Source organism: Vibrio sp. AND4, from assembly GCF_000171815.1.
Lineage (GTDB): Bacteria > Pseudomonadota > Gammaproteobacteria > Enterobacterales > Vibrionaceae > Vibrio.
In genome coordinates, this window is the sequence record NZ_ABGR01000012.1 from 37,605 (window position 1) to 63,446 (window position 25,842).

22 protein-coding genes are annotated in these 25,842 nt (G+C 47.0%); 15 read left to right on the top strand and 7 right to left on the bottom strand.

The genetic code is table 11. The features are described 5' to 3' along the window. Positions 1–42: 42 nt before the first annotated feature. On the top strand, positions 43–1,245 hold the full coding sequence (gene hflK / locus AND4_RS12820) for an FtsH protease activity modulator HflK (protein WP_009843401.1): 1,203 nt from the start codon (positions 43–45) through the stop codon (positions 1,243–1,245). Between the two features lie 2 nt (positions 1,246–1,247). After that, entirely contained in the window at positions 1,248–2,225 is a 978-nt protein-coding gene (hflC, locus tag AND4_RS12825) for a protease modulator HflC (protein WP_009843402.1), read from the top strand. Between the two features lie 107 nt (positions 2,226–2,332). On the opposite strand, the gene AND4_RS12830 is transcribed toward hflC, so the two are convergent. Next, the gene (locus tag AND4_RS12830; protein WP_009843403.1) at positions 2,333–2,518 is read right to left on the bottom strand and encodes a DUF2065 domain-containing protein; all 186 of its coding nucleotides are present in this window, start codon (positions 2,516–2,518) and stop codon (positions 2,333–2,335) included. A 173-nt stretch (positions 2,519–2,691) separates the two neighbouring features. On the opposite strand from AND4_RS12830, the gene AND4_RS12835 reads away from it, so the two are divergent. Beyond that, a complete protein-coding gene (locus tag AND4_RS12835) occupies positions 2,692–4,008 on the top strand; it encodes an adenylosuccinate synthase (protein WP_009843404.1) in 1,317 nt (438 codons plus the stop codon). 233 nt (positions 4,009–4,241) lie between these two features. After that, the gene (locus tag AND4_RS12840; protein ID WP_009843405.1) at positions 4,242–4,877 is read left to right on the top strand and encodes a tetratricopeptide repeat protein; all 636 of its coding nucleotides are present in this window, start codon (positions 4,242–4,244) and stop codon (positions 4,875–4,877) included. Positions 4,878–4,983: 106 nt separating this feature from the next. On the opposite strand, the gene hmpA is transcribed toward AND4_RS12840, so the two are convergent. Beyond that, positions 4,984–6,168 carry an NO-inducible flavohemoprotein gene (gene hmpA / locus AND4_RS12845; protein ID WP_009843406.1) on the bottom strand — a complete coding sequence of 395 codons (1,185 nt, stop codon included), beginning with the start codon at positions 6,166–6,168 and terminating at the stop codon, positions 4,984–4,986. Between the two features lie 111 nt (positions 6,169–6,279). Here hmpA and nsrR point away from each other — a divergent pair, with 111 nt between their 5' ends. The 5 genes from nsrR to trpS all read left to right on the top strand — a co-directional run bounded on the left by nsrR (position 6,280) and on the right by trpS (position 12,085). After that, positions 6,280–6,705, top strand: coding sequence for a nitric oxide-sensing transcriptional repressor NsrR (gene nsrR, locus AND4_RS12850; RefSeq protein ID WP_009843407.1), 426 nt, complete (start codon positions 6,280–6,282; stop codon positions 6,703–6,705). Between the two features lie 117 nt (positions 6,706–6,822). Continuing rightward, on the top strand, positions 6,823–9,315 hold the full coding sequence (gene rnr / locus AND4_RS12855; protein ID WP_009843408.1) for a ribonuclease R: 2,493 nt from the start codon (positions 6,823–6,825) through the stop codon (positions 9,313–9,315). Between the two features lie 76 nt (positions 9,316–9,391). Continuing rightward, the gene (rlmB, locus tag AND4_RS12860) at positions 9,392–10,135 is read left to right on the top strand and encodes a 23S rRNA (guanosine(2251)-2'-O)-methyltransferase RlmB (RefSeq protein ID WP_009843409.1); all 744 of its coding nucleotides are present in this window, start codon (positions 9,392–9,394) and stop codon (positions 10,133–10,135) included. Between the two features lie 110 nt (positions 10,136–10,245). Continuing rightward, positions 10,246–10,932: a phosphoglycolate phosphatase gene (locus AND4_RS12865; RefSeq protein ID WP_009843410.1), complete on the top strand. Its 687-nt coding sequence runs from the start codon at positions 10,246–10,248 to the stop codon at positions 10,930–10,932. A gap of 115 nt (positions 10,933–11,047) precedes the next feature. Next, positions 11,048–12,085, top strand: a complete 1,038-nt coding sequence (gene trpS, locus AND4_RS12870; RefSeq protein ID WP_009843411.1) for a tryptophan--tRNA ligase — start codon at positions 11,048–11,050, stop codon at positions 12,083–12,085. Positions 12,086–12,135: 50 nt separating this feature from the next. Here the strand turns inward: trpS and AND4_RS12875 are convergent, their stop codons facing one another. Further along, on the bottom strand, positions 12,136–12,531 hold the full coding sequence (locus AND4_RS12875; RefSeq protein WP_009843412.1) for a hypothetical protein: 396 nt from the start codon (positions 12,529–12,531) through the stop codon (positions 12,136–12,138). A 514-nt stretch (positions 12,532–13,045) separates the two neighbouring features. Between AND4_RS12875 and AND4_RS12880 the strand changes: the two genes are divergently transcribed. The 6 genes from AND4_RS12880 to AND4_RS12905 all read left to right on the top strand — a co-directional run bounded on the left by AND4_RS12880 (position 13,046) and on the right by AND4_RS12905 (position 21,983). Next, entirely contained in the window at positions 13,046–15,973 is a 2,928-nt protein-coding gene (locus AND4_RS12880; RefSeq protein ID WP_009843413.1) for an ExeM/NucH family extracellular endonuclease, read from the top strand. Positions 15,974–16,159: 186 nt separating this feature from the next. Continuing rightward, positions 16,160–16,747, top strand: a complete 588-nt coding sequence (locus AND4_RS12885; RefSeq protein ID WP_009843414.1) for an aminodeoxychorismate/anthranilate synthase component II — start codon at positions 16,160–16,162, stop codon at positions 16,745–16,747. A 361-nt stretch (positions 16,748–17,108) separates the two neighbouring features. Then, positions 17,109–18,320 carry an aspartate aminotransferase family protein gene (locus AND4_RS12890; protein WP_009843415.1) on the top strand — a complete coding sequence of 404 codons (1,212 nt, stop codon included), beginning with the start codon at positions 17,109–17,111 and terminating at the stop codon, positions 18,318–18,320. A 108-nt stretch (positions 18,321–18,428) separates the two neighbouring features. Continuing rightward, positions 18,429–19,448: an arginine N-succinyltransferase gene (gene astA / locus AND4_RS12895; RefSeq protein WP_009843416.1), complete on the top strand. Its 1,020-nt coding sequence runs from the start codon at positions 18,429–18,431 to the stop codon at positions 19,446–19,448. A 28-nt stretch (positions 19,449–19,476) separates the two neighbouring features. After that, positions 19,477–20,934: a succinylglutamate-semialdehyde dehydrogenase gene (astD, locus tag AND4_RS12900; RefSeq protein ID WP_009843417.1), complete on the top strand. Its 1,458-nt coding sequence runs from the start codon at positions 19,477–19,479 to the stop codon at positions 20,932–20,934. A 257-nt stretch (positions 20,935–21,191) separates the two neighbouring features. Then, entirely contained in the window at positions 21,192–21,983 is a 792-nt protein-coding gene (locus AND4_RS12905; protein WP_009843418.1) for a DUF1338 domain-containing protein, read from the top strand. A 679-nt stretch (positions 21,984–22,662) separates the two neighbouring features. Here AND4_RS12905 and crp read toward each other — a convergent pair. From crp to AND4_RS12930, 4 genes are all read right to left on the bottom strand, one after another. Beyond that, on the bottom strand, positions 22,663–23,295 hold the full coding sequence (gene crp, locus AND4_RS12915; protein WP_005381432.1) for a cAMP-activated global transcriptional regulator CRP: 633 nt from the start codon (positions 23,293–23,295) through the stop codon (positions 22,663–22,665). Positions 23,296–23,532: 237 nt separating this feature from the next. Continuing rightward, positions 23,533–24,402 (bottom strand): phosphoribulokinase, encoded by an 870-nt coding sequence (locus AND4_RS12920; RefSeq protein WP_009843420.1) that lies wholly within the window; start codon positions 24,400–24,402, stop codon positions 23,533–23,535. 124 nt (positions 24,403–24,526) lie between these two features. Next, positions 24,527–24,739 (bottom strand): YheU family protein, encoded by a 213-nt coding sequence (locus tag AND4_RS12925; protein WP_009843421.1) that lies wholly within the window; start codon positions 24,737–24,739, stop codon positions 24,527–24,529. Between the two features lie 69 nt (positions 24,740–24,808). Then, positions 24,809–25,816, bottom strand: coding sequence for a hydrolase (locus AND4_RS12930; RefSeq protein WP_009843422.1), 1,008 nt, complete (start codon positions 25,814–25,816; stop codon positions 24,809–24,811). Between the last annotated feature and the right edge of the window lie 26 nt (positions 25,817–25,842).

The window sequence follows — 25,842 nt, forward strand, 5'->3', positions numbered from 1 at the left end:
ACTGCTACAGTATAACGTCATATCAAATGATGGAGCTTTCTAATGGCGTGGAATGAGCCTGGAAATAACAACGGCAACAATGGCCGCGATAATGACCCTTGGGGTAATAATAATCGTGGTGGCCAGCGTCCTGGTGGTCGAGATCAAGGGCCGCCAGATTTAGATGAAGTGTTCAATAAACTGAGTCGAAAGCTGGGTGGCAAGTTTGGTAAAAAAGGTGGCGGTGGTTCTTCTATCGGCGGTGGTGGTGGCGCAATCGGCTTCGGTGTGATTGCGGTTATTGCGATTGCGGTGTGGTTCTTCGCTGGTTTTTACACTATAGGTGAAGCAGAGCGCGGCGTGGTGCTGCGTTTAGGTAAATACGATCGTATCGTAGACCCTGGTCTGAACTGGCGTCCTCGTTTTATCGACGAATACGAAGCAGTTAACGTGCAAGCGATTCGTTCGCTGCGTGCATCTGGTCTTATGCTGACCAAAGATGAAAACGTAGTAACCGTCGCAATGGATGTCCAATACCGAGTTGCCGACCCATACAAATATCTATATCGCGTAACAAATGCAGACGACAGCTTGCGTCAAGCAACGGATTCTGCGCTGCGTGCGGTCATTGGTGACTCTCTAATGGATAGCATCCTGACAAGCGGTCGTCAGCAAATTCGTCAAACGACGCAAGAAACACTCAACCAAATCATCGATAGCTACGATATGGGTATCATGATCGTCGACGTGAACTTCCAGTCTGCGCGTCCGCCTGAACAAGTGAAAGATGCGTTTGATGATGCAATCGCAGCGCGTGAGGATGAAGAGCGTTTTGAACGTGAAGCTGAAGCCTATCGCAATGATATTCTTCCTAAGGCTACAGGTCGTGCTGAGCGTCTGAAGAAAGAAGCACAAGGTTACACGGAACGTGTGACAAACGAAGCGCTTGGTCAAGTTGCGCAGTTCGAAAAACTGCTACCTGAATACCAAGCATCACCGAGTGTAACTCGTGACCGTTTGTATCTAGATACCATGGAAGAAGTATACCTGAGTACGTCTAAAGTACTGATTGACTCTGAATCAAGCGGCAACCTTCTTTACCTTCCGATCGATAAATTGGTAGGCCAAAGTGGTCAGACAGATACTAAACGTAAATCGAAGTCCAGTTCAACGTACGATGATATCCAGTTGGAGTCTGAGCGTCCGACAGAGAGTACTTCGAATACACAGTCTCGTTCAACTGGTGCACGTCAAGGGAGATACTAAGAATGCGTAAGTTAATGATCCCTGTACTGGTCATTGCATTGGCATTGATGCTGATGTCACTGTTTGTGATTCCAGAAGGTGAACGCGGTATCGTCGTTCGATTTGGTCGTGTCTTAAAAGATAACGACATTACTCGCGTTTACGAACCGGGTTTGCATTTTAAAATGCCATTGTTCGACCGTGTCAAACAACTGGATGCTCGTATCCAAACGATGGATGGTCGTGCTGACCGTTTCGTAACCTCCGAGAAAAAAGACGTAATCATTGATACCTATGCGAAGTGGCGTATCGAGGATTTTGGTCGTTACTATCTTGCCACTGGTGGCGGTAACACGCTGACGGCAGAAGCGCTTCTAGAGCGTAAAGTAACCGACGTTTTACGTTCAGAAATTGGTTCGCGCGAAATTAAGCAGATCATCTCCGGGCCTCGTAAGAAAAGCCAAGAGTTGGTCGGCGGAGTGGAAGATGAACTGACGACTGAAGCCGCTCTCAAAGCGCTTGAAATCGATGGTGAGCGTGACGTCATTATGGCGGAAGTTCTCAGCGATACTCGCGAAAGTGCGATGAAAGACTTGGGGGTAAGAGTTGTTGATTTCCGTATTAAGAAAATCAACTTACCTGACGAAATCAGTGAATCTATTTATCGTCGTATGCGTGCAGAGCGTGAGTCAGTAGCGCGTAAGTTCCGCTCTCAAGGTCGTGAGAAAGCAGAGGTTATTCGCGCTCAAGCCGAGCTTGAAGTGGCAAAAATTCTTGCAGAAGCAGACAAAACAGCTCGTGTCACACGAGGTGAAGCGGATGCAAAAGCGGCGAAGATTTATGCAGATGCTTACAACAAAGATCCTGAATTCTTCAGCTTCTTACGTTCTCTAAGAGCATACGAGAAATCGTTCAGTTCTAAGAATGACGTCCTTGTTCTGGATCCGAAGAGTGACTTCTTCCAATACATGAACAACGCAAAAGGCGCAGCTGCGAAATAAGCTAAGCGTTACAGCAAATTTAAAGGCTCCGTTATGGAGCCTTTTTTGTCGCTATCGGTATTTGTGAGAAATGGTTTTTGCTGCATTGGGGTGAGGTTATCGTGTGATTAACCCATCATAATGGCGATGACGGCGCCTGCCACGACTAAGCAACCACCAACGCGGCGTAACTGGTTATTGGGCTGCTCACTCAACTGAGCCACCATGTTGCGCCAGCCATTTGGCACGACCAAAGGTCCAATACCTTCGACGATTAATACTAGCCCAATCGCTAGCCAGATAGACTCAGACATTATGATTCCTAGTTGAATTCTGAAAACTAAATACTATCAGTGATGTAGTGTTTTCGAAACGAGCAGGGAAAGCGAGTTTGCATTCTAGTATCAACTCTGTGAATAAAAAATGACTGCAAGAAGAGCGATTCGGTGCTAGAATCCATTTTTAACTAGCAATCAGACTTGGAAAGATGGGAAATAACGTAGTCGTTCTAGGCACCCAATGGGGTGACGAAGGTAAAGGTAAAATCGTAGACCTTTTGACTGAAGATGCAAAATACGTGGTGCGCTACCAAGGCGGTCACAATGCAGGTCACACACTTGTAATTGACGGTGAAAAAACCGTTCTTCACTTAATTCCCTCAGGTATCCTTCGCGATAACGTAAAATGCGTTATCGGTAATGGTGTTGTACTGTCGCCTGAAGCACTACTTAAAGAAATGAAGCCTCTTGAAGAGCGCGGTATCCCAGTTCGTGAGCGTCTTTTCGTTTCTGAAGCTTGTCCTCTAATTCTTCCGTATCACATCGCTATCGACAACGCGCGTGAAATCGCTCGTGGTGCGAAAGCTATCGGTACAACGGGTCGTGGTATTGGTCCAGCTTACGAAGATAAGGTCGCTCGTCGTGGTTTACGCGTTGGTGACCTTTTCGATAAAGAAGTGTTCGCTGAGAAACTGAAAGAAGTAATGGAGTTCCATAACTTCCAGCTAGAGCACTTCTACAAAGCGAAAACAGTAAGCTACGAAGAAGTACTTGAGCAGTGCATGGGTTACGCTGAACTACTGACTTCAATGGTTATGGACGTAACTGACGAACTAGACGCAGCACGTAAGCGCGGCGACAAGATTATGTTCGAGGGTGCGCAAGGTACTCTGCTTGATATCGACCACGGCACTTACCCATACGTAACTTCTTCTAACACGACTGCTGGTGGTGTTGCTGCAGGTTCTGGTTTTGGTCCTCGTCACATCGGTTACATCCTTGGTATCACTAAGGCTTACTGTACTCGTGTTGGTTCAGGCCCATTCCCTACAGAACTATACGACGGACTAGATAAGCAGGACCCAGTGGGCAAGCACCTAGGTGATGTTGGCCACGAGTTTGGTGCAACGACTGGTCGTCTGCGTCGTACAGGTTGGTTTGATGCAGTAGCGATGCGTCGTGCAATCCAAATCAACTCTCTAACCGGTATGTGTCTTACTAAACTAGACGTTCTTGATGGCCTTAAAGAGATCAAGATCTGTACTGGTTACAAGATGAAAGATGGCGCTATCTTAGAAGTTTCTCCAATGTCTGCAGAGTCATTCGAAGAAGCAACGCCAATCTACGAAACAATGCCTGGTTGGTCTGAGACAACATTTGGTGCGAAATCAATCGACGCTCTACCACAAGCGGCTTTGGATTACATCAAACGTATCGAAGAGCTGACGGGTGTGCCAGTAGACATCATCTCTACAGGCCCTGACCGTAACGAAACAATCATCAAGGTTCACCCATACGGTGCTTAATTCCTGATTGTACAGACAGTTGCAAAAGCCAGCGTTTATCGCTGGCTTTTTTGTGTCTATACGTCGAGGGGTTATGGCTAAAAGATGTAACTCGCTGTGGCAAAGATTTGCCGTTAAGCTAAATGGGAGGCAAAAATTGCCTAAAGCTTAACGGACCTTTGCCGATAAGGTTATCAAGCAGAGGAGATCCTGAGCTGATCTTTGGTTTCTTAGATACCTTAAAGAGTACATTTATGAAGTTACGAACAGTGGCTGCTTCACTGTTGTTGATGCTGAGTGCAACATCGGCTAAGGCGGATGTTGCCGAGATAGGGGCGCCTGTTCCCATCTACACCGAAGCAGAGCTTATAAAGCTTATTGAGCAAAATAAGCACTTAGAACGTGTGCGCGCTGATCACTGCCAATTAGTGGAAGATATCGTGGCACGCGCAACACGTATTAACTTGCCGTCCTATGAATTTCTTTATGGTGATATGTTGGCGTGGGGTGTGTGTGTAGAGCAGGACGTAGAGCTTGGTCTTTACTACATGGAAAACGCAGCCCACCAAGGCTTGCCAGCCGCGTTGGAGCAGTTAGGCCGCTACTACTCTCGCGGTACCCTAGTCCAACAAGATAAAGAACGTGCAATTCCATATTTACGTGAAGCGGCGTCCATGGGAAATCTGAATGCGCGAATTCACCTTGCTGAGTTGCTACTGCGTGATTACGGCAGCCCGCTGGATTACGAAGACGCGTACCGCTGGTTGTATAACTCGGTGACTGCAGACCAAAGAAAATACAAGCGCATAGCGATGCTTAGAAATGGTCTTGAGCAACGCATGCCAGAAAACATAATTGTGCGAGCCAAACGCCGCGATACCTTCTGGTAGACTTACTTTTCTAAGACGAATAACTTCATAAAGCTCAGCCAATACATACAACAAAGCCCACATCATGTGGGCTTTGTTGTTTTTCCCGACGAGTAATCGTGAGCGATTAAACGACCTTGTGTGGACCGAAGCACTCGTAGTGGAACTGTTCTTGCGGCACACCCAGATCAAGCAACTGTTTCGCTACATGCTGCATAAAGCCGACAGGACCACAGAAGTAAACTTGTACCTTGTCTTGCTTTAGAGCGACTTCAATTTCATTTAGGTTTACAAAACCACTGAAGTTAAAGTCTTCGCCAATTTTATCTTCTGCTGTTGGCTGGTTATACCAAACTAGCGAGTTCATGTTCTCTTTTGCATTCACGAGCTGATTTACGTGGTGCTTAAATGCGTGCTGTTGGCCGTTTTCTGCAGCGTGCACCCAGGTCACTGGCGCTTGGTGCTCAGAGAGGCTTTCAAGCATAGATAGAGTTGGTGTTAAACCCACACCCGCCGACACCAAAACAACTGGCGTTGCTGCGTCTACATCCATAAAGAAATCACCTGCAGGTGCGGCAAGTTGCACTTTATCGCCGATGTTCAGCTCATCGTGAAGGTAATTCGACACTTTACCGCCTTCTTCGCGTTTTACAGAGATACGGTAAGTATCTTCTTGGACGGCAGATGATAGGCTGTATTGGCGAATTTCTTGGTTGTCGAACTTATCGCTGTTGATGTAAATACCCAGATATTGCCCTGGTTTGTACTCAGAAACCTTGTCACCATCGGTTGGTTTGAAAACAAAGCTACAGATGTTTTCACTTTCCAGTTGCTTACCTACTAATTCGAACTCACGCAGACCACGCCAGCCGCCTTGAAGCGCTGCATTCTCTTGGTAGATTTGCTCTTCACGTTGAATAAACACGTTCGCTAGCACGCCGTAAGCCTCTGCCCATGCATCAAGAACTTCTTGACCTGGCGAAAGTAACTCATCGATAGTGGCAAGTAGGTGAGTACCGACGATTTGGTACTGATCTTCAGTGATCATAAAGCTCGTGTGTTTGTGGGCAATCTTCTCTACTGCACCAAGCAGCGCAGGTAGGTTATCAATGTTAGCAGCGTAAGCACAGATTGCATTAAATAGAGCTTCACGCTGGTCACCATTACGCTGGTTACTCATGTTGAAAATGTCTTTCAACTCAGGGTTATGGGTAAACATGCGATCATAAAAATGCGCCGTTAGTTTTGGGCCCGTTTCAGCAATAATAGGTGCGGTTGCTTTCACGATGTCAATGGTTTTGTTACTGATCATAATGCTTCTCTATTTAAAGTTGTATTTTCAATGCATGTTTAAAGTTGTATCTCAAATGTATCTTTTAATCAAGAAAAGATTTACAATTTTGCGATTAGAGAGGATAGCAACATGCAGTTAACCAGCTTTACCGACTACGCGCTCAGAACCTTAATCTACTTGGCATCACTGCCAAAAGATGAGTTGACAAATATTACTGAAGTGACTGATTTATTTGGTGTATCACGCAACCACATGGTGAAAGTGATCAACCGCCTTGGGCAGCTTGGTTATGTACATACCGTACGTGGCAAAAACGGCGGGATTCGTTTATTGAAGGCGCCGCAAGAAATTACAGTCGGTGGTGTCGTGCGTGATTTGGAGCCACTCGATTTGGTGAATTGTTCTGTGGAGTTTTGTCACATCACGCCAGCCTGCCGTCTAAAAGAGAAGTTAGCGCAAGCGAAAATGGCCTTTATGGCTGAATTAGATGGTTGCACGATTGAAGAACTATTGCGTGATAATTCAGAGTTGCTGATATTACTCACTCGTCCTTAGTCTTATCAACGCTGCATCAATTCGTTTTACTGACTCTCTTTTTAAAGCTATTTCTGTAGCTTATTGAGAGACTCAGATATACTAGCTCTATACCTTCCTTGCTAGATAGGCGTGCCTATGTCAGACCATATTTCAAACGATCCTTTCGCCGATCGTGAATCCAAAAATTACGAAAATCCAATCCCGAGTAGAGAGTTCATTCTTGAGTTTCTAAAAAAAGCAGGTGCTCCAATGAATCGCAATGATTTGTTTGAAGCACTGAAGCTGGAAGGTGAAGAACATTACGAGGGGTTGCGTCGCCGACTGCGTGCGATGGAGCGCGATGGTCAGCTCGTGTTTACGCGCCGTCAGTGCTACGCGTTACCAGAAAAACTCGAGATGGTGAAAGGTTATGTAATTGGTCATAAAGATGGCCATGGCTGGGTTCGTCCAGAAGGCAGTGTAGGCAAGGATAATGACATTGTATTGCCACATCACCAGATGAAGCACATCATCCACGGTGACTTCGTCTTGGTACAACCAACCGACAACAGCAAACGTGGTCGTCGTGAAGGGCGTCTTGTGCGCGTTTTAGAGGAGCGTAATACGCAGATCGTAGGGCGTTTCTTCCTTGAATATGGCTACTCATATGTTGTACCTGATGACTCGCGCATTAGCCAAGACATTCTGATCCCCAATGAGCATAAAGCGGGTGCCCGAATGGGTAACGTGGTGGTGATTGAGGTTACTGACCGTGGTTCTCGCTCACGGGGCATGATGGGGAAAGTGGTTGAAGTACTTGGTGAAAATATGGCGCCAGGTATGGAGACGCAAGTTGCCATTCGTACCCACCAGATCCCACACGACTGGCCGGAAGCGGTTGATAAGCAGATCGAAAACCTGAGCGAAGAAGTGCCCGAAGAGGCGAAAGTGGGCCGTATAGACCTACGCGACCTGCCCCTAGTAACCATAGATGGTGAGGACGCTCGAGACTTCGATGACGCCGTTTTCTGTGAGAAGAAGAAAGGGGGAGGTTGGCGTCTATGGGTCGCCATCGCTGACGTCAGTTACTACGTACGCACGGACTCTGCGCTTGATAAAGAAGCCATCAATCGAGGTAACTCGGTGTACTTCCCATCGCAAGTGGTACCAATGTTGCCTGAAGTGTTGTCAAACGGCTTGTGTTCGCTTAACCCGCAAGTTGATCGCTTGTGTATGGTGTGTGAGATGACTGTCTCAGAAACGGGTAAGCTATCAGGTTACAAGCATTATGAAGCGGTGATGAACTCGCATGCTCGTCTGACTTACAACAAGGTGGGTGCGATACTTGAAGGAGATGAAGAACTGCGTATGCGTTATCACACGCACGTCCCGCATCTCGAAGAACTGCACGCGATGTACAAAGTGCTAAAAAATGCACGTGATAACCGTGGTGCGATCGAGTTCGAAACGGTTGAAACCAAGTTTATTTTCAATGCTGATCGTAAGATTGAAAGCATTGAACCTGTGATTCGTAATGACGCGCACAAGATCATCGAAGAATGTATGATCTTGGCTAACGTTGCTTCTGCGTCTTACGTTGAAAAAGCGAAAGAACCAGCATTGTATCGTGTTCATGACTCTCCGGGTGAACTTCGCCTACAAGGTTTCCGAGACTTCTTAAGTGAGTTAGGCCTTGATTTAAAAGGTGGCTTGGAGCCATCACCAACCGACTATGCGGATTTAGTTAAGCAAATCGCTGGGCGTCAGGACAAAGAGCTGATCCAGACCATGCTGCTTCGCTCTATGAAACAGGCGGTATACAACGCAGATAACGCCGGTCACTTTGGTCTAGCACTAAAACGCTACGCGCATTTCACGTCGCCAATCCGTCGCTACCCTGATTTACTGTTACACCGCGCAATCAAATACCTGATTGCGAAAGAAGCAGGCCGCAACCAAGACCGATGGACGCCAACGGGTGGTTACCACTATTCGTTTGATGACATGGACTTCTACGGCGAGCAATGTTCAATGACAGAGCGTCGTGCAGATGACGCGACCCGAGATGTCTCTGATTGGTTGAAGTGTGAATACATGCAAGACCATGTTGGTGATGCGCTTGATGGTGTCATTGCGAATGTTACTAGCTTTGGTTTCTTCGTTCGTTTGACTGAACTGCACATTGATGGTTTGGTGCACATTTCAACGCTGGCGAACGACTATTACCAGTTTGATCCTATTGGTCAAAGACTTATTGGTGAAAGCTTCGGTAACATCTATCGCTTGGGCGATGCGGTGAAAGTAAAAGTGCTGGCGGTTAACTTAAATGATAAGCAAATTGACTTTGAATTAATCGAAACAAGCCGTAAGCTACGCGGCGAAGGTAAGACGGCGAAGAAACGCGTAGCGGATGCCAAGCGCAAAGCGAAAGAGAAAAAACGTGCGGCAACCAAAGGCGCTACTCGCGCGATACCAGCGATTGAGCCAACCAAGCGACCAGAACCTGCAGAAGCAGAGAAAACTGGTAAAAATGGCGCAAAACGCGGCAAGACTGAAGGCGCTAAAAAGCCTAAAGTGAAAAAAGAACGCAAGAAAAAGCCACACAGTAAGCCGAAGAAGACCAAGCGTACCAAGAGCGACGCAGAGTAGGCTGAATCGCCAGTCTAGCTTGGATTTAAAGGGGTAGATTGGCGCAGGCAATATGACCAGAACAACAGGTTAAACAATGAGTAACGAATTTATCTACGGCATTCACGCAGTGAAGGCGGTATTGGAACGCGAACCAGAGCGTTTTATTGAAGCGTACGTGCTAAAAGGACGTCAAGACGATCGCCTAATGCCAATCCTGAATGATCTTCAGGTTTGTGGCGTGTCTATCCAACAAATGACTCGTAAAACGCTAGACGACAAAGCACACGGTGCTAACCATCAAGGCATCATTGCTCGTGTTAAAGCTGCGAAACAGCTCAATGAAAATGACATCGATGGCATCCTAGCGCAGCATGATGCACCACTGCTACTTGTATTAGATGGTGTGACGGATCCGCACAACTTGGGTGCTTGCCTGCGTAATGCAGACGCAGCTGGCGCAGCGGCGATCATCGTACCGAAAGATCGTTCAGCACCGATGAACGCCACCGTAAGCAAAGTCGCTTGCGGTGCAGCCGAAGTCGTGCCATTGATCCGAGTGACTAACTTGGCTCGTACTATGCGCACACTGCAAGAGCAAGGTATTTGGTTTGTTGGGACAGCGGGCGAAGCAACGCATGATATCTATCAAGCGAAGCTGACAGGTCCTCTTGCTATCGTGATGGGGGCTGAAGGTGGCGGTATGCGCCGTCTGACTCGCGAAACCTGTGACGATTTGATTAAGATCCCAATGGCTGGTAGCGTTTCAAGCCTGAACGTATCTGTGGCATCTGGCATCTGTTTGTTTGAAGCGGTTCGTCAGCGTATTGCTGCAAAGTAGCGGCTAAACAAACTGTTACTGCTAAATCAGACAGAATGATAAAACAAAGGATGGGGGGCCATCCTTTGTCGTTTTCACCGATTTATAAATAAAAAACCTTCAGAGAAGTTATGACTCAACAAGACATTAAATTCATCGCCTTCGATCTTGATGGTACCCTTCTTGATAGCGTGCCTGATCTGGCGGTAGCGGCCGACCAAGCAGCGCAAGCGCTTGGCTTTCCATCGGTTTCAGAAGAGCAAGTTCGTGATTACGTGGGTAATGGCGCCGACGTATTGATCGGTCGTGCATTGAGCCAAAGCCTCACCATCAATCCAGAGTTAAGTGAAGAACTGCGCGCTAAAGCGCGTGTACTGTTTGATGACTACTACGAGCAAAGCGGTCACAAGTTAAGCCACCTTTACCCCGAGGTAAAGGAGACGCTTGAAGAACTACACAAAACAGGCTTTGTGATGGCGTTGGTCACCAATAAGCCCTCAAAGTTTGTACCTGAGGTTCTGGAAAAGCACGACATCGCAAAATACTTTGTTGATGTGCTAGGCGGTGACGCGTTCCCAGAGAAAAAACCTAACCCAATTGCACTGAACTGGTTGATGGAGAAACACCAAATCCAACCCAGTGAAATGCTGATGGTTGGCGACTCGAAAAACGATATTCTCGCGGCGAAAAATGCCGGTTGTGCCTCATTTGGCCTGACTTATGGTTATAACCATGGTGAACCAATCGCAGCATCCAATCCGGATTTTGTGGCAGACAGTTTGGCTGAATTATTGGAAGTGGTAGCGGTTTCGGCATAACGGCGGTAAAAGAGCTTCCAAAATACTCGCTAATGAGTACACTGAGTAAACCGTGCACATATCGCAGCACGGTTTTTTCATTTAATTAGATTAAGAAGTCAAAGGAATCATTCTAATGAGCAAGCCCATTGTATTGAGTGGTGTTCAACCTTCAGGTGAACTAAGTATCGGTAACTACTTGGGTGCTCTACGTCAATGGCAGCAGATGCAAGACGATTATGATTGCCAATACTGTGTGGTAGACCTTCATGCAATTACGGTTCGTCAGGACCCAAAAGCGCTGCATGAAGCGACTCTAGACGCATTGGCGATCTGTCTGGCAGTTGGTGTTGACCCGAAGAAGAGCACGCTATTTGTTCAGTCGCACGTACCAGAGCATGCTCAACTTGGTTGGCTTCTTAACTGTTACACTCAGATGGGTGAATTGGGTCGTATGACGCAGTTTAAAGACAAATCTGCACGTTACTCAAACGACAGTTCAAGCCAGTTTGGTGATGTAAACGTTGGTCTGTTTGACTACCCAGTACTGATGGCAGCAGACATCCTGCTTTACGGTGCACATCAAGTGCCAGTAGGTAGCGATCAGAAGCAACACCTAGAGCTAGCGCGTGATATTGCTCACCGCTTTAACAATATTTACTCGCCAGAGCAGCCGATTTTCCAAGTACCAGAGCCTTACATTCCGACGGTAAACGCGCGCGTAATGAGCCTTCAAGATGCAACCAAGAAGATGTCTAAATCTGATGATAACCGCAAGAACGTCATCACGCTGTTGGAAGAGCCTAGTTCGATCATTAAGAAGATCAACAAAGCACAAACTGACACAGAAACGCCACCACGTATCGCGCACGACTGGGAAAGCAAAGCTGGTATCTCTAATCTGATGGGACTTTACTCTGCGGCGACAGGCATGAGCTTTGAAGAGATTGAAGCGAAGTACCAAGGTGTGGAAATGTACGGCCCATTCAAGAAAGACGTAGGGGAAGCCTTGGTTGCTATGCTTGAGCCTATTCAAACAGAATACCACCGCATTCGTGCTGATCGTGTGTACATGAATGAAGTGATGAAGCAAGGTGCCGAGAAAGCATCGGCGCGTGCGGCTCAAACGTTGAAAAAAGCGTACGAAGCTGTAGGTTTTGTCGCTCGCCCATAGGTAAAATTCGAATACAAAAAAGCTCCACCATTGGTGGAGCTTTATTATGCTTATTTTCTGGAGGAGGCTTCTTCCTCACAACGTGCCATGTTGTAGTACTCGGCACGTCCTCCTCGTCCTGCAAACCATGTCTTTACCACAAAACCGCGCTTCGTGAAGTCACGCAACTCCTCGCATGCGATTTGATAGCTTGATTCGGCAATCACAACGGGCTTCCAAGTGTAAGTCGAGAATCGCGGCAACTGAGCGGTGAAAGTAATCATCCCCTCATCACTAACATCAAACTGTTTATATTGGTTAAGCTCGGCTTTGGCTTCCTCAATGAAATGTTGAGTTGTATTCGGCTGCAGTGGTTTGCTTGTCTTGAGTTTATCCTGAATGGACTGGCATCCCACCATCAGTATTGAAGTCGAAAGAGCTAGCGCAATCTGTGGAAGTTTTCTCATTTTTTTATCCTAGTCATAGTTATTGGAGACCTTGTCATCTGTCTCTCGCGGTCGTTATAACGAGTGTTTATGGTTTTGGCTAGTTTTGTGTGATTCTGGTGATATTTGATTTATAAAACTTTGAACTAGGAAGGCATAAATAATCAGTCAGCTTATTTGATAGTAACGCTTTAGAAGGAAGGATATTGCTGAATTAGTATTATCTAATTCTTACTTTGTATTGCTAAAATAAATTGAATTCGAATTTAATACTCATCAACTTGCCTAACATATTGAGTGATATAAAACCGAGCAACAAGTCTTGTTATTGATATCTTTATTGTTAGTTGCTGTTTTTATTACAAAAGGTGTTTAAATGGACAGTCCTGGCATAAATTTGCATATTCAAATGTGATATGTTTCACGGCTTTTGCTGGTATTTCTTATTTATTTCAAGAATGAACCCGATAGTAGGCACAAATGGTGGGCTCTACACTGGGCTTAGTTTGCATTTAAATAAATATCAGGTACGACAATGGATATGTTAATCAAACCCTCTTTACTTGCATTAACGATTGCCAGCGCGCTTAGCGCTAGTGCTAACGCAGAAATTATTATCTCTCAATATGTAGAAGGTCGTTCTTACAACAAAGCGGTCGAAATCGCGAACACCGGCGATACGGCGGTAACGTTAACAGGCTACCAACTGGCGAAATCATCAAACGGTGGTGGCACTTGGGGCAGCAGCATAGATCTTAGTCAAGTGACGCTGCAAGCGAGCCAAGTGTATGTGCTAGCGCACGATGGTGCGAGTGATGCCATCAAAGCTGTCGCGGATATCACAGATAAAAGCGTAGCCAACTTTAATGGTGACGATCCGATCGCGCTGCTTAAAGACGGTGAAGTGCATGACGTTATCGGGGTGATGGGGGACGTCGATTTTGCTAAAGACACCACATTGGTTCGTAACAGTGATGCACTAACCCCTTCTGCTAGCTATGATGCATCGCAATGGACCGCGTTCGAGCAAGACAATATTGACGGTCTTGGTGAGTTAAATACGACTGAGCCGCCAGCACCATTTGCTTGTGAGCTCGATGGTCAGCAGCCTAACTTTACGACCATTCAAGCTATCCAAGGGGAAGGCGATACGTCTCCATTCATTGATGGCTATCCGTATATTACAGATGAAGATCACTTCGTAACAGGTGTCGTGACAGCTGTTACCACTGGCCTAACCAAAGGTTTCTACCTACAAGCACTAGAAAGTGACAACAACGACAAGACTTCAGAAGGTTTGTTCATTCATACCGATGCGGCGGATATGGCGCTGAAAGCTGGTGACCTTGTCTGTGTGAAAGGTAAAGTTCAAGAGTACTACAGCAATACAAGACTTGCCTCTGATGCGAATAGCTATGTGGTAACAGGCACTTCAGAAATCCCTCGTGTCACTGACCTTGTTATCAAAGAAGGTGAAACTTTGCGCGCTGCATTAGAGCGTCATGAGGGCATGCAAGTGGCATTGACGTCGGCAAGTGACTTATTTGTGACTCGCAATTTCTCCTACGACTATGATTCACGTCGTAATAACATGATGCTGTCTCATCAAGCGCCACTGTTTAAGCCGACTCAATTGCATGCTGCAGAGAGCGAAGCTGCGGTAGAGATCGCTAAGGACAACGCAGCAAACCGCCTATACCTAGAATCCGATGATAAGGCACCAAACGGTCAAATCCCTTATTACCCAGACTTCGCAAAAGATACCGATCAAGATGGCTCTTCTGAACAGCACATTCGCCTTGGTTCACGAGTAGAGGGGCTGCAAGGTGTTGTCGCATACAGTTTCAACGAATACCGCCTGATCGCAACGAACCATGTCGACAACAGCAACTTTGTCACCTCTGGTGAAGGCTTTGATGTGACTCGCCAAGACGCACCAGTGATCGCGGATTCCGATTTGCGTATCGCGAGTTTCAACGTTCTAAACTACTTCACCTCAGTGGCTGACAGTGGCCATGAAAATCCAACTGGACAAAACCGTGGTGCAACTCATCTCGATGAGTTCCTGATCCAGCAAGCGAAAATCGTTGCGGCAATGAATAAGATGGACGCTGATATCATTGGTTTGATGGAAGTGGAAAACAACGGCTTTGGTGACACCAGTGCGGTGAAGAACTTGGTCGACGCATTGAATGCTGAGATCGATGAAGTAGAGGATCACTACACTTATGTTGAAATCGAAGATCAAGACAAATACCAAAACCAGTACCTTGGTAGCGATGCCATTATGGTTGCAATTCTGTACCGTGCTGACGCTGTGACGCCAAAAGAAGCTGCAAAAGTGATTGCGACACCAGAGCAGCACATCGAAGAGAACACCATCACGCGTAATAATGGTGCAGAAGGCAATCCAGCTTACGACAAATACCAGCGTCATAGCTTGCTGCAAACTTTTACGGTGAAAGAAACAGGTAAAGATCTGTCTGTTGTCGTTAATCACTTCAAATCGAAAGGCTCTGAATGTATTGAAGAGTGGGTGGCAGGCGTCGAGGACTCAGAGCCTGCGGATCTGCAAGGCAACTGCAATAACTTCCGCGTATCTGCTGCGAACGTTGTGGGTGACGCGCTGAAAAGTATTGAAGGTGACGTGCTGGTAGTGGGCGACCTGAACGCCTATGGCATGGAAGATCCTTTGCTTACACTCACCGACTACTCGAAAGAGAAATACGGCCGAGACATCTACACAGCAGCTTACACCAACGTTGATGGTGGTGAAATCCAAGTAGACAAGAGCAAAATTGATAAAGGCTATGGTTACTATAACCTGAACACTTTGCTGCATGGCGCAGATACTTTTTCATACACTTACTCTGGTGAGCTAGGCAATCTTGACCATGCACTGGCGAGTAACGGCTTGGCACAAAAAGTAGTGGCGATTGAAGATTGGCATATCAACTCACTAGAAAGTAACTTGTTTGAATACAGCAGTAAGTACACAGGTGACATGCCTAAGTATCAAGATGCGTTCTCGGCGTCTGACCACGATCCAGTGATCATTGCGATTGATTTCCCTGATACGGATATTGACTTGCCAAGTTTGGGTGACAACCTAGAAGTTGAGGTTCGCCTACCACCTAATGCGATTGTTGGTGATATCGTTACCGTTAGCCTGCAAGAAGCACTACAAGCGGCGTCGTCTATGTCGGATGTTGAGGGTTATGAAGCGAGTGTGACCCTGACACAAGCGGATATTGAGGCGCGCAGTGTGAGTATTGAATTCGACAAGGTCCCAACGGAAGGCCAGTATGTCTTAGAAGAAAAAGTGACAGATTCGACGGGCAGCACCGTGAAGTTCAACGACTCTCGTGATGTTACGCTGGAACATCCTGATGTAGGTGCTTCATTTGGCTTTGGTGCGCTCCTTGCGATGTTAGGTCTGGGGGTATTCCGTCGTCGTCGCTAAGCGGTTTGCCTGACAAATTAGCCCCCAAATAGCTGTAAAGACCAAAGGCCAGCCTATGCTGGTCTTTTTATTCAGCAAAAACTTGCCTTTCTTGCTTGGTATAGCAAAATACCGCCCTTGATTGTCACGAATGTGGCGATTTACTGCGTAAGCCTTGCCAAAACGGATTGGAGCTACTCACCCCTTATGTTGTTGATCATCGATAATTACGACTCTTTTACCTACAATCTATATCAATACTTTTGCGAGCTTGGTGCAGACGTAAAGGTGGTGCGTAACGATGAGATCGATATTCAAGGTATTGAAGCGCTTAACCCAACCCACTTGGTGATCTCTCCCGGACCATGTACTCCAAATGAAGCGGGTATCTCTCTACAAGCCATTGGGTATTTTGCTGGTAAGTTACCAATCTTGGGAGTTTGCCTTGGTCATCAGGCGATTGCACAGGTGTTTGGCGGTCAAGTGGTACGTGCTAGGCAAGTAATGCACGGTAAGACATCACCGATTCGTCATAATGGTCGCAGTGTGTTTAAAAACCTCAACAACCCGCTTACGGTCACTCGTTATCACTCTCTCGTGGTGAAAAGCGACACGCTCCCTGATGTGTTTGAATTGACCGCTTGGACTGAACTGCCAGACGGAACCAAGGATGAGATCATGGGCTATCAGCATAAAACCCTGCCAATTGATGCGGTACAGTTTCATCCTGAGTCGATCAAAACAGAACAAGGCCATGCGTTACTTGCGAACTTTCTTGCCCGCAAAGCGATCTGATCCCGATCACTTTTCTTAACAATTTATTCATGTTTTTGTCCGGATATTGAGAATGCAAAACTATGCGTTCTACCTATTCAGTGGTTTCTATTCATTCCTCTTCTTGGTTTATAATCCCAGTAATACTAAGGTGTTATAAAAAATTGCTTCTCTATTTACGTTTTTTAGTGCATAAATAAGCACAAATAGTGATTGTGAGTGGTTTGATCGCAATACGAAAAGCATAAATCACTGTTGAAATGGTTAATTAAATGTAAATACAATGCCTATATAGCGTAAATATAAAACATTATTTGCTGGCAAAGAGTGCCGGCCTAACTCGCTTATCTGCTCGGCATGCGGTATCAAGAAGGAATGTGCAATGACAATGGAAAATAAAGTAGAGCGCGGTTTATTCGATGAGGTCATGGTGCCTTGCTATAACCCAATGGAAATGGTCCCCGTTAAAGGCAAAGGCTCACGCGTCTGGGATCAGAACGGCAATGAATACATCGACTTCGCTGGCGGGATCGCAGTGAGTTGCCTTGGTCACTGTCACCCAGTCATGGTGAATGCATTGACTGAGCAAGGTAACAAGCTCTGGCATCTAAGTAATGTGATGACCAATGAGCCTGCATTGAGATTGGCGAAGAAGTTAACAGAAGTCAGCTTTGCCGAGCGGGTATTTTTTGCCAACTCTGGTGCGGAAGCGAACGAAGCGGCGCTGAAGTTAGCACGCCGTTACGCGGCCGACGTTCATAGCAATGAAAAGTCAGAAATCATCGCATTCAAACAAGGCTTCCATGGTCGTACTTTCTTCACCGTAACAGTAGGCGGTCAAGCGGCTTACTCAGACGGTTTTGGTCCCAAGCCGGGTGATGTTACTCACCTTCCTTATAACGATATCGAAGCACTTCAAGCACACATGTCTGAGCGCACTTGTGCGGTAATGATGGAGCCTCTGCAAGGTGAGGGTGGCATCATTCCACCAACGCCTGAGTTCGCTCAAGCGGTTCGTGAGCTGTGTGACAAACACAATGCACTGCTGATCTTCGATGAGGTTCAAACAGGTAACGGTCGAACGGGGCACTTCTATGCATACCAAGGCTTGGGTATTACGCCAGACATCCTAAGCACGGCTAAGTCGTTAGGCGGCGGTTTCCCTATTGGTGCCATGCTGACGACAGCAAAACTGGCTGAGCACATGAAAGTGGGCACGCACGGTTCGACTTACGGTGGTAACCCGCTCGCGTGTGCAGTTGCAGAAGCGGTTGTTGATGAAGTGACGAAACCAGAAGTACTGGCAGGCGTACTCGAGCGTGAAACGATGTTTCGTGAAGGTCTAGAGAAGATCAACGCGAAATACCATATTTTCTCGGAAGTGCGCGGCAAGGGTCTACTGCTTGGCGCTGCACTGAATGAAGATTGGCAAGGGCGTGCGCGTGATGTACTGGTTGCGGCAGGTAAACAAGGTCTCATGGTGTTGGTTGCGGGTGCCAACGTCGTACGTTTCACACCATCACTCGTGATCACACCACAAGAAATCGAAGAAGGTTTGGCGAAGCTGGATAAAGCGATCGCAACGCTGGTTTAAGCGCGAACGCCATTTATCGCTAACCTAGACGCCCTCATCAAGGAACTTTGATGGGGGCATTGTTCCTAAAATATAGTTAGGATCTTCCTGCATCAGGAGGGAATATTGATGCTAGTAGTTCGCCCTATCACAATGTCAGATTATGACGCGCTGCACACTTGTGCGGTTGAGTCAGGTCATGGTTTTACATCTCTACCGGTTAACGAAGAACTGTTAACCAATCGAATCAAACACTCAGAATACAGTTTTGGCAAACCTGACGTTAAGGAAGCTGGTGATGAAGGCTACCTAATGGTCGGCTTTGAGTCAGAGACTGGAGAGGTTGCTGGCACCACAGGTATTGAAGCCTCAATTGGGTGGGATGTGCCTTTCTACTCTTATCACATCAGCAAAGTCGTGCATTCTTCACCTAAGCTCGGCGTAAACAACGTGGTGAAGTTGCTGACGTTTGGTAATAACTACACGGGTAACAGTGAAATATGTACCTTGTTCCTCCGTGAGAAATTCCGTGGAGGTTTGAACGGACGTTTGATGTCCAAATGTCGTTTCCTAATGATGGCAGAGCACCCAGAGCGTTTTTCGGAAACCATCTTTGCCGAAATGCGCGGAGTGTCCGATGAGCACGGTAATTCACCATTCTGGCAATGGCTTCAAGAGCATTTCTTTTCTATCGATTTTACGCTGGCGGATTACCTAACGGGTATCGGTAAGAAGGGGTTTATTGCCGATTTGATGCCGAAGTTGCCAATCTATATCAACTTGCTTAGCCCAGAAGCACAAGCGGTGATTGGTAAGGTGCACGATAACACGCGCCCAGCATTAAAGCTGCTTGAACGTGAAGGGTTTACCAACCGTGGTTACGTCGACATTTTCGACGGTGGTCCGACGGTAGAGTGTGACCTGCGTAATATCGAATCGGTTCGTCATTCATTCCGTGCACAAGTCAAAATCTCCGAGCACACCAGCACGCAAGATTTCTTAATGTGTAACTCTTCATTTGAGAACTTTCGTGCAGCGGCGGCGAAAGCGGCGTATGACGCAGAAACGCAAAGTGTTGTTCTTGCCCCAGAACTGGCAGATGCACTCTTGGTTGAGGAAGGTGATTTTGTTCGCCTTCTTCCGCAGTAACTGACGACAGGATTTAAGGACAGAAATAATGACACATTGGATTGCAGGTGAATGGGTACAAGGGCAGGGAGAAGCATTTACGTCTCTGTCGCCATACAATCAAGAAGTGATTTGGCAAGGCAACGGCGCGACAGTAGAGCAGGTTAATCAAGCGGTGTCTGCGGCGCGTGAGGCGTTCATTGATTGGAAGAAGCGCCCATTTGCAGAACGTGAAGCGATCGTGTTGGCTTTTGCTGAGAAAGTAAAAGAGCACAGCGAAACTATCGCCGAAGTGATAGCGAAAGAAACGGGCAAGCCGATTTGGGAAACACGCACTGAAGCAGCGGCAATGGCGGGTAAAATCGCCATTTCTATCCGCGCTTACCACGATCGTACAGGTGAAGCTGCCCGCGAAGCCGCAGGTAACCAAATTGTATTGCGTCACCGCCCATTAGGTGTGATGGCGGTTTTCGGGCCTTATAACTTCCCTGCTCACTTACCAAACGGTCATATCGTGCCAGCCTTATTGGCTGGTAACACTGTGGTCTTCAAGCCATCTGAGCAAACGCCATGGGCGGGTGAATTGGCCATGAAACTTTGGGAAGAAGTGGGTTTGCCAAAAGGTGTGATCAACCTCGTTCAAGGTGCGAAGGAGACGGGTATTGCACTAGCCGATGCGAAAGGCATCGATGGGGTATTGTTCACCGGGAGTGCAAATACGGGGCATGTTTTACATCGCCAATTTGCTGGTCAGCCGGGTAAGATGCTGGCACTGGAGATGGGTGGCAACAACCCTATGGTCATCTCGGATAATTACGGTGACTTAGATGCCACGGTTTATACCATTATTCAATCCGCTTTCATTAGCGCAGGGCAACGTTGTACCTGTGCACGTCGTCTGTATATCCCATTTGGTGACAAAGGGGATGCCGTTGTTGAAAAACTGGTGGCAGCGACGAGTAATATTTGCGTTGACCAGCCATTTGCAGAACCTGCCCCCTTTATGGGACCACAAATTTCGCTCGCGGCAGCTAAGTTCATTCTCGACGCACAAGCGAACTTACAAGCACTTGGTGGCGAAAGCTTGATTGAAGCGAAAGCGGGCAAAGCGGCGTTTGTTTCTCCAGGCATCATCGATGTGACAAACGTTGCTGAGTTGCCGGATGAAGAATACTTCGGTCCGCTTCTACAAGTCGTGCGCTACCAAGGGCTAGAAAGAGCCGTAGATCTGGCCAATGATACGCGCTTTGGCTTATCAGCCGGTTTAGTTTCAACTGACGACCGAGAGTGGGAATACTTTGTTGATCACATACGTGCAGGCATAGTGAACCGCAACCGTCAGCTGACTGGGGCAAGTGGCGATGCGCCATTTGGTGGTCCGGGGGCGTCAGGTAATTTGCGTCCAAGTGCCTACTATGCCGCAGACTACTGTGCATACCCAATGGCCTCAATGGAAGGACAAGAGACGGTCTTGCCAACGACATTGAGCCCAGGTGTTAGTCTGTAATCGAGTAATACTAAGCGGCGAAAAGGTATCGCCGCTTCTACCTGTCAGAGTGATTTATCAAGTTAGGATTCCGGTAAGCGCACTGGCAAACGTCAAAGGCGAGCTCAAGACTCTCCAGTGCGTGACTGACTGGCATTTATGCCTGACATACCGTCGAGGGAAAATGATCACACGTTCTAGATTTTATGCCGCTTTGTGGCTGCGAACTCAGGATAATGTCCCTCTTACCTCCCTACATTTCATAACAAGGAGTCGTTATGACGCCCGATGTATTATTTGAATCGCTCTGGCAAGACTATATCCAACGCCTTTGCCCTTCTGCCGCTAAAGTTCATCAACTTCTTCAAGAAGATGAGCCGCTCATTAATGATCATATTGCGCTACGTACGTTTAATGTTGAGCCTCTAGGTATTGAAACGTTAGCCAAGCCATTCTTGGCGGTAGGTTACAAAGCTTGTGGCGATTACGTATTTGAAAGCAAAAAACTGGTCGCAAAGCATTTTGAACATCCAGATCCTAAGCAACCTAAAGTTTTCATCAGTGAATTGAAGGTGGATGAGTGCTCTTCAGAGCTACAAACTATCGTTCATCGGTTAGTCGAGCAGATCAAGGTGTCCAAGTTGCAAGGCAGTGATTTCTTGTACGGCGGACGTTTGTGGGACCTTAGTTATGCGGATTTCCAAACCTTGGCGAAAGAGAGTGAATACGCTTCTTGGCTTGCTGCGCACGGTTACGGAGCAAACCACTTTACAGTTAGTGTGAATCAACTCGACCAGTATCAAGAAGTGAAGCAAGTTAATGACTACCTGCGCACAACAGGCTTCACTATCAACGAGAATGGCGGTGAAGTAAAAGGTACGCCAGAGGTGTTATTAGAGCAATCATCAACCATGGCAGACAAAGTGCCAGTTACCTTTACGGAAGGCATTGAGGTGATTCCTGGTGGCTTCTATGAGTTTGCTAAGCGTTACCCAATGGATAACGGTGAGTTGTACCCGGGATTTGTGGCTGCATCGGCGGATAAGATCTTCGAGAGCACCAACGGGTAAAGAAGAGGCGAGAACGGGCTACGCCCTAGAGATGCGGGAACGCTTCGCTTCGAGAGGCTTACACTCTGGAGTGTTGAAGGCTTCAGCTTTGAAGGTTGGAGTTTGTTGGAATGCGAGAGCGGGCTACGCCCTAGAGATGCGGGGACGCTTCGCTTCGAGAGGCTTACACTCTGGAGTGTTGAAGGCTTCAGCTTTGAAGGTTGGAGTTTGTTGGAATGCGAGAGCGGGCTACGCCCTAGAGATGCGGGGACGCTTCGCTTCGGGAGTTTTACATTCTGGAGTGTTGAAGGCTTCAGCTTTAAAGGTTGGAGTTTGTTGGAATGCGAGAGTAGAGATGCGGGAACGCTTCGCTTCGAGAGGTTTACACTCTGGAGTGTTGAAGGCTTCAGTTTTAAAGGTTGGAGTTTGTTGGAATGCGAGAACGCTTCGCTTTGGAAGAGTTGAATACTCGCAATTTAATTGGGCTTTGTCTTGAAGGACGAAGTCCGCTCTCGGAACGCAGTGTTCCCAATTCTCGGCTCTTTGTCTTTTCATCTCAAAGGACGAAGTCCGATCCTGAAGCGTAGCGTTCTCGGTTCTCGGTTCTCGATTCTTTGTTTCCCGTTCCCGCTTCCCAAAAAAGAAAAAGCCACCAAACTTGCATTTGGTGGCTTTTAAATTTTTTAAACGATAATCGGAATTAACGAGTTCCGTAAACAACGATAGTTTTGCCGTGGGCAGAAATTAGGTTCTGCTCTTCTAGCATCTTCAAGATACGACCTACAGTCTCACGAGAACAGCCAACGATTTGACCGATTTCTTGACGAGTGATCTTGATTTGCATACCGTCTGGGTGCGTCATCGCATCTGGCTGCTTAGCAAGGTTCAGAAGAGTCTGAGCGATACGACCAGTTACGTCAAGGAACGCGAGATCACCTACTTTTTGGCTCGTAACTTGTAGTCGACGAGCCATTTGTGCTGACAGGCGCATTAAGATGTCTGGATTAACTTGAATCAACTGACGGAATTTCTTGAAAGAAATCTCAGCTACCTCACAAGGAGATTTAGCACGAACCCAAGCGGTACGCTCTTGGTCTTCTTCGAATAAACCAAGTTCACCAATGAAGTCGCCCTGGTTGAGGTAAGAAAGGATCATCTCCTTACCTTCTTCGTCTTTGATAAGAACCGCAACAGAACCTTTAACAATGTAGTACAAAGTCTCTGCTTTCTCGCCCGCGTGAATCAGCGTGCTTTTCGATGGGTACTTATGAATATGACAGTGTGAAAGAAACCACTCTAGTGTCGGGTCGGTTTGAGGTTTACCTAGAACCATAATATCTCACTTCCTCTGCAGGGTACGCTTGCGCTATCCGTATTCCAGCAAGCCTGAATTAGCCTACTAGGATAAGAGGACTTTATCTATGCTGCAAGCTCTCTTGTATCTCAGTTCGAAATAGTATCCTTTTTCAGAAACTATTTCTTGATTTTAATCGTGCCATGATGGAGATTTTCTAAGCAAAATTGTGCACATGATCACGGTATGAAAAGTAAGCACTCAAATAAGGGTACTTTAGCCAATTTTCCCTGTTTCTATCAGTTGCTGAAGAATCGGTCTCACTATGAGTTCCACGGCAAAGCTCATCTTCCCTCCCGGCACCACAATAGTGTTATGACGAGACATAAATGAGCCATCAATCATTGCCAGTAGGTAGGGGAAGTCGACATTTTTGATACCGCGTAGACGTATTACCACGAAGCTTTCATCCAAACTCGGGATGCCTTTGGCGTCGAGTGGGTTGGAAGTATCAACGGTGGGGACACGCTGGAAGTTGATGTGCGTGCGTGAGAACTGTGGCGTAATGTAGTTCAGATAATCGTCCATCGAGCGCACAATGGAATCCATCACCGCTTCTCTTGAATGACCACGATCGCGCGTGTCACGAACGAATTTTTGAATCCATTCCAAGTTCACGATTGGCACCATGCCGATCAAAAAATCGACGTGACGTGCCACATTCACATCGCCATCCACCACACCTCCGTGCAAACCCTCATAGAACAGCAGATCGCTATTCTCTGGTAGGTCTTGCCAAGGTGTGAAGGTGCCCGGCATTTGGTTATATGGGACGGCCTCATCAAAGGTGTGTAGATAGCGGCGCACGCTGCCACGACCATCTTCACCAAACTGACGGAAGAAAGTCTCTAGTCCAGAAAAGTCATTGGCTTGAGGGCCAAAGTAGCTGATGTGTTTGCCTTGCTCACGCGCTTTGCGAATCTCGACATCCATCTCTGGACGTGTAAAGCGGTGGAAGCTATCACCTTCGACCCACGCTGGTTTGACGTTCATCATATTGAACATCTTACGGAAGGCTTCAGAAGTGGTGGTGGTACCGGCACCGGACGAGCCAGTAACCGCAATAATAGGGTGTTTCGCTGACATGACAAACCTTGTCGAAAAATACTTACCTGTAGAGTGCAGCACACGTATGCTGCACAGTCGATGCCCCACTATAGCACGTAACCAAACCATATTATCGAGTAGGATACGGTGAAATGTGAAGGGACTAAAACTTTGCTTTTAGTTGAATATCAACCGTTTCATGAAGTTCAGAAAATACGATAACCGCTTCGCTTTTCTCTAGTTGGTTTTTGACTTGATCGATTTTACTCTGCAATGAAGTTTCCACCGAGCCGTAGTCGGTCCCTTCACGAAGGACGAATTCTCGGATCAAGCTTTCAAGCGTCTCTGGCTCAATGTCTTGCCACGGAATGATCATAAATACCTCAAAATTTTATGATGTTTAAGTGCGCCTTTTAGATTGTTGATGTCGGCGCATCCTAGTAGTTTACTGTGTTTGTGGCTTGGATACAGCACAAAGGTGTTCCGCGGCGATACTTTCGTAGTAGGCTGGCAGTGCCTCTTCCAACCAGAATTTAGGTTTTAGAGCTGTGCCTGCGAGGAAGCCAACGTGACCACCATGTTCGTAAAGTCGATAGTCTATGTTGTCTGGCAGCACAAATTTCGGAATGACTTCGTCGGTCATGAAAGGATCGTCTTTGGCATGGATGATCAGTGTTGGTAGGGTGATCTGCTGTAACTTGCTTAAGCCAGAACATTGATCGTAATAGTCTTGTGCGTCTTTAAAGCCATGCAGAGGGGCGGTGATCAGATCGTCAAACTCATACAATCGAGTCACGCGTTTGATTGAATTATATGACAGCGCTAACTCTCCGTGGATTAAGTCGTGTTTTTGTAGCGCGTTGCGTTTGAGCGAAGAGAGTAAGTAGCGTCGGTAAACTTTGGAAAAGCCTTGTTCAATCCGGTTGGCGCATGCAGCCAAGTCTAATGGTGCAGAGACAATGGTCGCGGCACTTAAGATGGGATCGTCTTTGTATTGAGCTAAGTAGTTCGCCAACATATTACCGCCAAGGGAGATCCCGACAGCCACTTTAGGATTATTTGGAAATTGCCTGTCGAGCTGCTCAAGAAAAAAACGAGCGTCCGTCACTTCACCAGAATGATAGGCGCGGGCTTTTTTGTTCGGTTTTCCGCTGCAACCACGAAAATGCATCATCACGGATAGCCAACCCCGTTTTGAGAAGGCGTTCATTAAACCATTAGCATAAGGACTGTAGAAACAGCCTTCTAGCCCATGAAATAGGACGAAGATCGGTTTGTTGTGTGCGGCTTTGGAACCGGGTTGTTGCGACCACGCCAAATCGAGGAAGTCACCATCTGGTGTATCGAGTGTTTGCCAAATAGGCGTAAATAACGCTTTCTTGCGGATAAAACGTGGTAGTAGCGTTTGGAGATGCGGGTTTTTAATCCCGGTGGCTGCGAAAAATTGTGTCATACCTAACTGCTCTCATACGGTCCTTC